Source organism: Roseimaritima sediminicola (genome assembly GCF_009618275.1).
GTDB classification, from domain to species: Bacteria; Planctomycetota; Planctomycetia; order Pirellulales; family Pirellulaceae; genus Roseimaritima; species Roseimaritima sediminicola.
Genome location: NZ_WIAD01000048.1, coordinates 37,184 through 45,712 on the forward strand (window position 1 = coordinate 37,184; position 8,529 = coordinate 45,712).

Sequence of the window (8,529 nt, forward strand, 5' to 3'; positions counted from 1 at the left end):
TCCCAGTCATCCCGTAAGGAAGAAACATGTTTTGCAAACTACAAATTTCCGACGTGGAAAAAACTACGTTTCCGGCGGTGGAGTTCGACCCAGAATACGATGATGCTCGTTCGGTCATCGCCTCGATCTGTGATGGACTCGATGAAGCTGGGACTGCGACATTTATCGTGTCTGGATTCGGAGACTCTGCTTGGCCTTTCGATGTCGCAACCGATTTAGTGACACTGATTGAACAGCTGCCAGAAGCCCTGACAGTTTTGGAATTGCGATCAGGCGAGTTCCGCATCGACTTTTACGAACAAGGAATCGAACGTCTGATCTTCTTCAATTGCAGCGGCGATGTGACGGAGTTGCGGTGCCAATCACGGACGGATTGGGAGCCAAGCCCGAATGAAATGAGGGTGCGTTCAAGTGAACTTGCGGCAATGTTGAGTGCGGTATACCGCCAGTTCATGAATGTTGCGATGGCAACGCCAATGCCTGATGCGGCTAGAAAAGCACTAACCGAGTGGGCGGTGATGCGAAACGTTGCCGCTTGACTGACGCCTTGCGTTCTTCGCCGGTCGCGAAGCGACCGCGGCGACGATACGAAGTCGTCGCAGCCACGGGCCGGAAGCCCGCCACGCTGGATGACCGCGCACCGGAGCGATAGCGACCGAACGGAGGGAAGACGCAGCGACGAGGAACGAGGAGCGGAGACCGCACCGGAGTGACCGAGCCAATGCCGAGACCACCACGAGCCGACGAGGCGGGCGGATTGCACCGTGCCCTCAATCGAGGCAAGTTGCGTGCTACTATCTTTCACAAAAACGCCGAAGACTGGCGGTGGAGTTCGTTGTGGCGTTGGCTTCGCAAGCCCTAGCCCCCGCCGCCGCTGCTGTCTCCTTGGCTGTTGCCGCGCGGCTTCCCGGTTGGGTCAAGCGTGTCAACACGCCCCTTTCCGAGGGCGAACTGGCAGCCGTGCGTCTTTCGGCCCAGCGTGGCAACCCCTTGGGTGACGAAGGCTGGGTCGAGTCGACGGCACGTCGACTTCACTTGGAATCACCGTTCGCCAAGAGGCCGACAGCGAGTTCGTTTTCCCAAGATGGACATCAAAGACGCCTGCCCCCTTTGATTTGTCCGGACGGGTTTCCTGTGCGGAGACGACCTCGGTCGGAATCGCAGAGCGATTGATTGTGGTAGCCCCAAAGCGCGAGCCCGGGGGAACACCAACAAACCATCCGAAAAGCCCTGGAAGGGCGACATGAGACCGTGCCAATATGCACGGGTGGCTACAGCAGTTCATGTCGTCCCTCCGGGACTTGCGCGCGGTGGTGGGGTGTCCGTACCCTGGGTTGGCACCCAGGGCTACCACATGTCGCCACTGCCGTGGCTGCCACGCCGCAATTGCATCGGCCCTACAATGCTTCAGCAACCGATGGGACATGCCGGAGTTGTTTCCGAACGGTTCCTAAAAAGAATCTGCCGCTCGCCGCCGCTGGACCAACCCGACAACTGCCAAGACCGCCACCACCAAGGCCAGCCCTCGCACCGGCCAGTCGCCGACACTTTGGTACCAACCCCAGCGCCCGTCGACCGTGGGCGTCGCCAGGATGTGACCGTGAGTGTTTTTCTCCAGCGACGCCACCATGCGTCCGCTGCCGTCGACCCACATGGTCGGCCCCGTGTTGGACGCCATCAACAACGGCCGCCGCGTGGCCACGGCCATGAACTGTGAACAACGCTGGTGGTGCTCGAGAATGGGCGAACCGCCGAACCAGGCATCGTTGGTCAGGTTGACGATCACATCAGGCGGTGTGCCGTCGGCCGTCAACTCACGCACCGCTCCGACGGTAACATGTTCGACGGCCGTTTCGAAACAGATGTTCGGGGCGATTGCCGTGCCCTGCAGATCAAATACTTTGGCCTGCTCGCCCGGCGTCACGCGAGGCAGGGCGGCCAACTGGTACAGCGCCGGGAACCATTCGAAAAACGGGATGTACTCGCCGAACATCACCAGATGCCGTTTGCCATACCAATCCACCACGCGGCCATCGGGACCGACAAACACCGCCCCGCTATGGGTATGCGCACGCTCCGCAAAGCGCATCGTACTGCTGCCGACCAACAGCGATGGCGGCGTCGACCGAACGCCGGCAAAGGTCAATCGCCGCTGCACCTCGCCGGCGTTCTGCTGCCAGATTTCGGCATTGGTTTCGATGCGGGTGGCGAACTGTGCTTGGTCCATGGCCGCCTCCGCAGGAACCACCGCGTCGGGCTCGAGCATCATCCAGGGCAAGCCGCGGGTGAACATCGATTCGGGCCAGACCACCAGATCCACTTGCCGACCGCCGGCGGAGCGCATGGCGGCCTGCGACCCCTGAAGGTACGAGTCGAAGATTTCCGCCTGACGCGACGGCGTCATGATGTAGGTGACCGGTTCGTTGCGCTGGATCAACGCGACACGCACGCCCAACGGCCGAGCCTCCGCCGTCGCTTCGACCTGTCCCAATCGATAGCCACCGTAGACCAGCGTGCCGACGACCAACACGCCGGCGAAGGCGAAACCGCCAAAGCGAGCCAGCGGTCCGGGGGCCGGCCCTCCCCGGGCCTGAGAGCCCGACCCTCCCGCTGCGCTGGAGGGTGTTTTAATGGCGCGAGCGACCGCGGCGGCAACCGCGGCCAAGACAAAACTGACGGCATAGCTGCCCTGCAGATCCGCCACCTGGATCACCAGGGGAAGAGCCGCCTGGGAATGCCCCAGCAAACAGGCCGAGAAGCCCGTGAACGCGTAGCCGCGAATTAATTCCAGCCCAACCCAGACCGTGGGCACGACGATGACCGCGGGGATGCGCAGCCGCAGGCCGACGCGTGTAACGCCCACGAACACCGGCACGTAAGCCCCCAGGTACACGCACAACGTGATCCAGCCCAGGAACATGGCCGGATGCGCAAAGCACAGCCCGTACAGGGCGACCAGCCAGAACGCCGCGCCGCCCAGCCACAGCCACCCGACCTCACGCCGATTGGGCGCTTGCGGGGCCAGGGCCACCAGGGTCCACGGCCCGAGCGCCACCCAGCCCAGCGGCCACCACCCCAGCGGCTCCATCGCCGCCCACAACAGCGCCGCACCGGCCAGCGCCAAGTTGCGTACCGCCGGCCGCGCCCGGCGTGGCTTGTCGCTCACGTCCCCGGGTATGCTTGCCGGTTCCGGCGACGCCGCTTCGGAATCGTCCATGATATGTTTCCTGTGCTCGCACGCTCGCCACAACGAGCCGAGTTAGATATTGCCGGCGTAATCCTGCACGTCCTTGACCAGACCGTCGATCCGGGCGGCCAATTCTTCGCGGGCCTTCTGCAAGTCCTGCGACTGCTCCGCCGGCAAACAGCTGAAGATATAGAATTTGACTTTAGGTTCGGTACCCGAGGGACGCACGGCGACGTAGTTGCCGTCCTGTTGGAGATCCATGATCACAACATCGCCCACCGGTCCATCCAGCGGCCGGGCCTGGCCACCGCCGACGGACAGGATCTGGCTGCTGGCGTAGTCGCGAACCTGTTTAACGCCCATTCCGCCCAGCGTCTTGGGCGGATCGCTGCGGAAGGCGGCCATCAATTTTTTCATATTGGCCATGCCCTCGCTGCCTTCCATGAACACGTTGATCAGGTGTTCGGCATGGTAGCCGTGACGTTGGTACAGCGTGTCCAGATACTCGTGCAGCGACCGGCCATCGGCGCGCAGCTGGGCGGCCAATTCACTGATCAGCATGCAGGCCACCGGCGCGTCCTTGTCCCGCGCGTACTGCCCCACCAGGTAACCGTGCGATTCCTCGGTGCCGAACACGAACTTGTCGGGCCCTTCGCGGTCGATCACTTCGGCGATCCATTTGAAACCGACCAACAGATTGCTCTCGCAACGAACGTCGTACTGCTGGGTAATCTTGGCGACCAGTTCGGTGGTCACCAAGGTCTTAACGATGTAATTCGATGCGTCGAGAGTACCGGCCGCCTTGCGGCGCGACAGGATGTACTCAGTCAGCACCGCGCCGATTTGGTTCCCGGTCAACGTCGCCCAGGGACCGCTGGTATCGGTCGTCGTCGGCGCGGCCACGCCCATGCGGTCGGCATCGGGGTCGGTGGCCAAGACCAGGTGAAAGCCGTTGGCCTTGGCGTGTTCGATCGGACCATCGAACACGGCCGGGTTCTCGGGGTTGGAAACGTGCCCGGGAACATTGGGAAAGTCACCGCTGGGTTCGGCGTGCGGACCGTACACTTCGACGTCGTTGAAACCATCTCGCTTGAGCAGTGGGATCGTGGCAAAGGCGCCCACGCCATGCAGCGGCGAAAACAATACTTTCACGTCTCGCGGACCACCCAGCTGGCAGGCGACCGCGGCTTCTAGGTAAGCCGCATCGACCTCGGCGGTGCAGATCTCGATGCGTCCGTCATCGACGGCCTTTTGAAAATCCACCTGCTCGATCGCTTCGCAGGCCATCACCTGTTCGACCACTTGTTTGTCGTAGGGCGGCAGCACCTGGCCGCCGGTGGACCAGTAAACTTTCACGGCGTTGTCCGACGGCGGGTTGTGGCTGGCCGTGACCATGATCCCACACGTACACCCCTTCAGCCGCACGGCGAAGGACAGCTGCGGCGTCGCACGGTACTCGTCCAGGAAATACACCTTGAAACCGGCGGCGACCATGATCGACGCACACAGCTCGGCAAACTCGCGTGAGCGATGGCGTGTGTCGTAAGCGATCGCACAGGACAGGTCCGTCGAATCGACGTTCTGTTTGACACAGTTGGCCAGGCCCTGGGCACTTTCGCCGATCGTCCGAGCGTTGATGGCGTTGGAGCCGAAGGGGTACATGCGGCCTCGGCGACCACCGGTTCCAAACGGAATGACCGTCCAGAACACGTCGTCCAGCGTCTGCCACTTGCCCTCGGCGATGTGTTGTTGGATCGGTTCGCGATACTGGGCGTAACGGTCTTCGGTCAACCAACGTTTGATGTTGTCCACGGCCGCGGCCGTCAGCCGCCCTTCGGCGGCCGCTTGTTCGAGTTGTTTCAGCGAGTCGGCAATGTCGACAGCATCGGTGTTTTCGGCGCGAGTCATGTTCAGGCTTTATTGGTCGGGAGGCCGGAGGATTCGGTCAGGAGTCCAGAGGACGAGAACGGTCGCGAGGGCAAACCCGCGCGCGTCCGATTTTAAGCCTTTTCCTGCTGCGGGGAAACTCGGCGGGTCGCCGCTCCAAGTCGTGATCGCTAGGATTGACCGCGATTGTTTTCTTCGCACACAGCCCGATTCCCCGTCCACAACCCCCAGGCCCACCAATAGAGCCCTATGTCGAAATTGATCATCAGCGTCAGCGGTTTGCGAGGCATTGTCGGCGAAACCCTCGATCCCCTGGTTGTGGCTCGCTATGCAGCCGCGTTTTCGGTTCACGCACCGGCCGGCCCGATCGTGGTGGCCCGCGACGGCCGTGCGACCGGACCGGTGCTGCGCGACGCCTTGACCGCGGCCCTGCGCGCGGCCGGACGCGAGGTGATCGACGCCGACGTGGCCGCCACGCCGACGGTGGGCGTTCTGGTGCGGCACCTGCAAGCGGCCGGGGCGGTGATGATCTCGGCCAGTCACAACCCGCCGCCCTATAACGGCATGAAACTATTCGGCGCCGACGGCCGTGTCCTGGACGCCCGCCAGGGAGCCACCGTTCGTGATACTTATCTTGCGGAAACCCCCGCCTGGGTTCCGCACGACGGCCTCGGATCGCTCCGCCGCGAAGCCGACCCGCATACGCCGCACCTGGAAAAGGTACTGGCCACGGTCGACGGTCCAGCGATCCGAAAACGCAACTTCCGCGTCCTGCTGGACAGCAATCACGGGGCTGGCAGCCTGCTGGGCAAACGCTTGCTGGAAGCCCTGGGCTGTGACGTGGTGGCCCTGGGCGACACGCCCGACGGCCTCTTTGACCACACGCCCGAACCGACCGCCGAGAACCTCCGAGAGGTCGCCGCCCAGGTTCGCGAGGCGCACTGCGATGTCGGCTTCTGCCAGGATCCCGATGCCGATCGACTGGCCCTGATCGATGCCGACGGACGCTACATCGGCGAAGAGTTCACGCTGGCCCTGTGCGTGCAGCGCGCCCTGGAGCATCCCGAAACCACCGGGCCAATGGTCATCAATTGCGCCTCCAGCGCGATGTCCGAACAACTCGGTCGCCAAGCGGGCGTGGAGGTGTATCGCAGCGCGGTCGGCGAAGCCAACGTGGCCGACCTGATGATCGAAAAAGACGCCAAGTACGGCGGCGAAGGCAATGGCGGTCCGATCGACCCCCGCGTGGGATACGTCCGCGACAGCTTTGTCGGGATGGCTCAGATCCTGGACCTGCTCCAGAGCAGCGACCAGACCTTGGCCGAGCTGGCCGACGCCATGCCGCGGTATGCCATCCATAAAACCAAAGCCACCGTGCCGAGCGAAAAACTGGACGACGTGCTGGATGCGATTGCCGGGGAGATGACCGACGGCCACCAGGATCGACAGGATGGCCTGCGGGTCGCCTGGGACGATGCCTGGCTGTTGGTTCGCGGCAGCAACACCGAACCGATCGTGCGGCTGATCGCCGAAGCGGAAGACGTCGGCAAGGCGGCCGCCCTGTGCCAGCGAGCGTCGCAAATCGTCCAACGAGTTACAATGTAGGCATGCGATATCCGTTTGCCTGTACGTTGTGCGCGATCCTGCTTGTCGGTTTCCTTGGCCCGGGCAGCGCAGCGGCGGACCTGCCGCCGCACCAGCGTCCGGATTGCCAGCGGGTGTTCTTTCCGCTGGCCGCGGGGCAGACGGACGCGGCCAGCGCTACCGACATCGCCGCCAGCCGGCGTCTTCTATCCGAAGCGGCTGCGGCGCTTTCGCACAGCGACGACTTGGCCGCCTCGGAGGTGGCCTACCGCAAACTGTGGCAGGCGCATCACGCCAACCCGGCCGAACCCAACATCCGCCGCGTCCTGGGGCTGCCCGCCGAAGCGCACGTCACCATGACGCTCCGCCCGGGCCGCGCCGCACCGCCCATTCTGCGCTGGCGACGCGGCCGGTACCTGCAGTGCGACACACCGCACTTCAGCGTCCACTCCCAAGCCGATCGCGAGACCACCCGCGCGGTCGCCCAACAACTGGAACGCTTCTACTGGATCTGGACTCAGGTGTTCTTTCCGCTGTGGCAGGACCGCGCCGACGTCCGCCGCGCAGTGCAAGGGCAGGGCAGGATCGCCAGTGGCGGCAGGCGGATGCGAGTGGTGCTGTACCGCGACCACCAAGCCTACGTGGCGGGGCTGCGTGAACACGTGCCCGGCATCGAGCGTTCGACCGGTTTCTATTCCGATCGACAACAGTGCACGTTCTTGTTCGCCGGCCAGGATGCCGATCCGGCAACCTGGCAACACGAATTGACCCATCAACTGCTGCGCGAAGCCACGCGATCGCGGCTGCGCGTGCAGGATCGACCGGGCGAAGCGACCGAGTTTTGGCTGGTCGAAGGCATCGCCAGCTACATGGAATCGGTGCGCTTCGCGCCCACGTATGCTCTGGTTGGTGGCTGGGAATCGCCGCGGATGCAGTTCGCGCGGTATCGCTGGCTGGCCGCGGGCGATCGCATGACGCTGGCCGAACTGGTGCCGCTGGGACGAGCCGAAGTGCAAGCTCGCGAGGACATCGCCCGCTGGTACGCCCACAGCGCGGCCTATGCGCACCTGTTCATGGACGGCGGCATGCCGGAGGGTCGCGATCGGATCCTGGCGCATTTAATTCAGCTGTACGACGTCACGCGGTTGCCCTCGGAAGCGGACGTCGATGCGGCCGCCCTGGATGTGCAAGCGGCCACCGAGCGGATGCCGCATTTTTTAAGGCTCGATGACGCCCGGCTGTACCCTCCCGATCCCCAGATTCCATTGCATTCGATCTGCCTGGGCCATACGCGCATCTCACCGGCCGCCCTGCAGCGGATCCCGCCTCAAACGCAACTGCGATGGTTGAACCTGGCCGGCGTGCCGGTCAATACGCAAGACGTATCGCGGCTGCTGGCCGAAACCGGCCAACTGGATCAATTGAGTTTGGAAAACACACGGATCGACGACGCGATCGGCAATGTTCTCGCCAACGCGACGGCCTTGACGGAGCTGGACCTCAGCTTCACGCCCATCGGCGACGCGGCAATCGAGAATCTATCGCCGGCGGCGCCGCTGGAAACCGTTTACCTGACCGGCACGCAAGTCGGAGAAGCCGCCGTGAAGTGGCTCCTCCGCCGCGACACCGTTCGTCAGATCGACGTCCAGCGCACAAGCGTCGATGCGGCGGCGTTGCAGACGTTACGCGAACAACACCCACAAGTGCACTTCAATCCGCTGCAGTTGGTCCAACAGTAGCTCGGCTGTCCCCAGCCGAGACGAGCACGAGCAGAGGTGGGGAGCGAGCTTGTCACTGACGCTCGGGTGGATGCCGATGCCTTGCTGTGCTGAATCGCGAAGCGATGGCGGTTGATAGCCTCGGATGCCAAT

At 63.6% G+C, this 8,529-nt stretch carries 5 protein-coding genes; 3 read left to right on the plus strand and 2 right to left on the minus strand.

The genetic code is table 11. The features are described 5' to 3' along the window. Window positions 1-26 precede the first annotated feature (26 nt). The gene (locus GE027_RS18355) at window positions 27-539 is read left to right on the plus strand and encodes a hypothetical protein (protein ID WP_153558677.1); all 513 of its coding nucleotides are present in this window, start codon (window positions 27-29) and stop codon (window positions 537-539) included. Between the two features lie 911 nt (window positions 540-1,450). On the opposite strand, the gene lnt is transcribed toward GE027_RS18355, so the two are convergent. Next, window positions 1,451-3,217 (minus strand): apolipoprotein N-acyltransferase, encoded by a 1,767-nt coding sequence (lnt, locus tag GE027_RS18360; protein ID WP_153558678.1) that lies wholly within the window; start codon window positions 3,215-3,217, stop codon window positions 1,451-1,453. 42 nt (window positions 3,218-3,259) lie between these two features. Next, entirely contained in the window at window positions 3,260-5,095 is a 1,836-nt protein-coding gene (locus GE027_RS18365; protein WP_153558679.1) for a phospho-sugar mutase, read from the minus strand. A 228-nt stretch (window positions 5,096-5,323) separates the two neighbouring features. Here GE027_RS18365 and glmM point away from each other — a divergent pair, with 228 nt between their 5' ends. Both glmM and GE027_RS18375 read left to right on the plus strand, forming a co-directional pair. Further along, window positions 5,324-6,679: a phosphoglucosamine mutase gene (glmM, locus tag GE027_RS18370; protein ID WP_153558680.1), complete on the plus strand. Its 1,356-nt coding sequence runs from the start codon at window positions 5,324-5,326 to the stop codon at window positions 6,677-6,679. 2 nt (window positions 6,680-6,681) lie between these two features. Beyond that, complete coding sequence (locus GE027_RS18375; RefSeq protein ID WP_153558681.1) at window positions 6,682-8,397, plus strand: leucine-rich repeat domain-containing protein; 1,716 nt, start codon at window positions 6,682-6,684, stop codon at window positions 8,395-8,397. The last annotated feature ends 132 nt before the right edge of the window (window positions 8,398-8,529 follow it).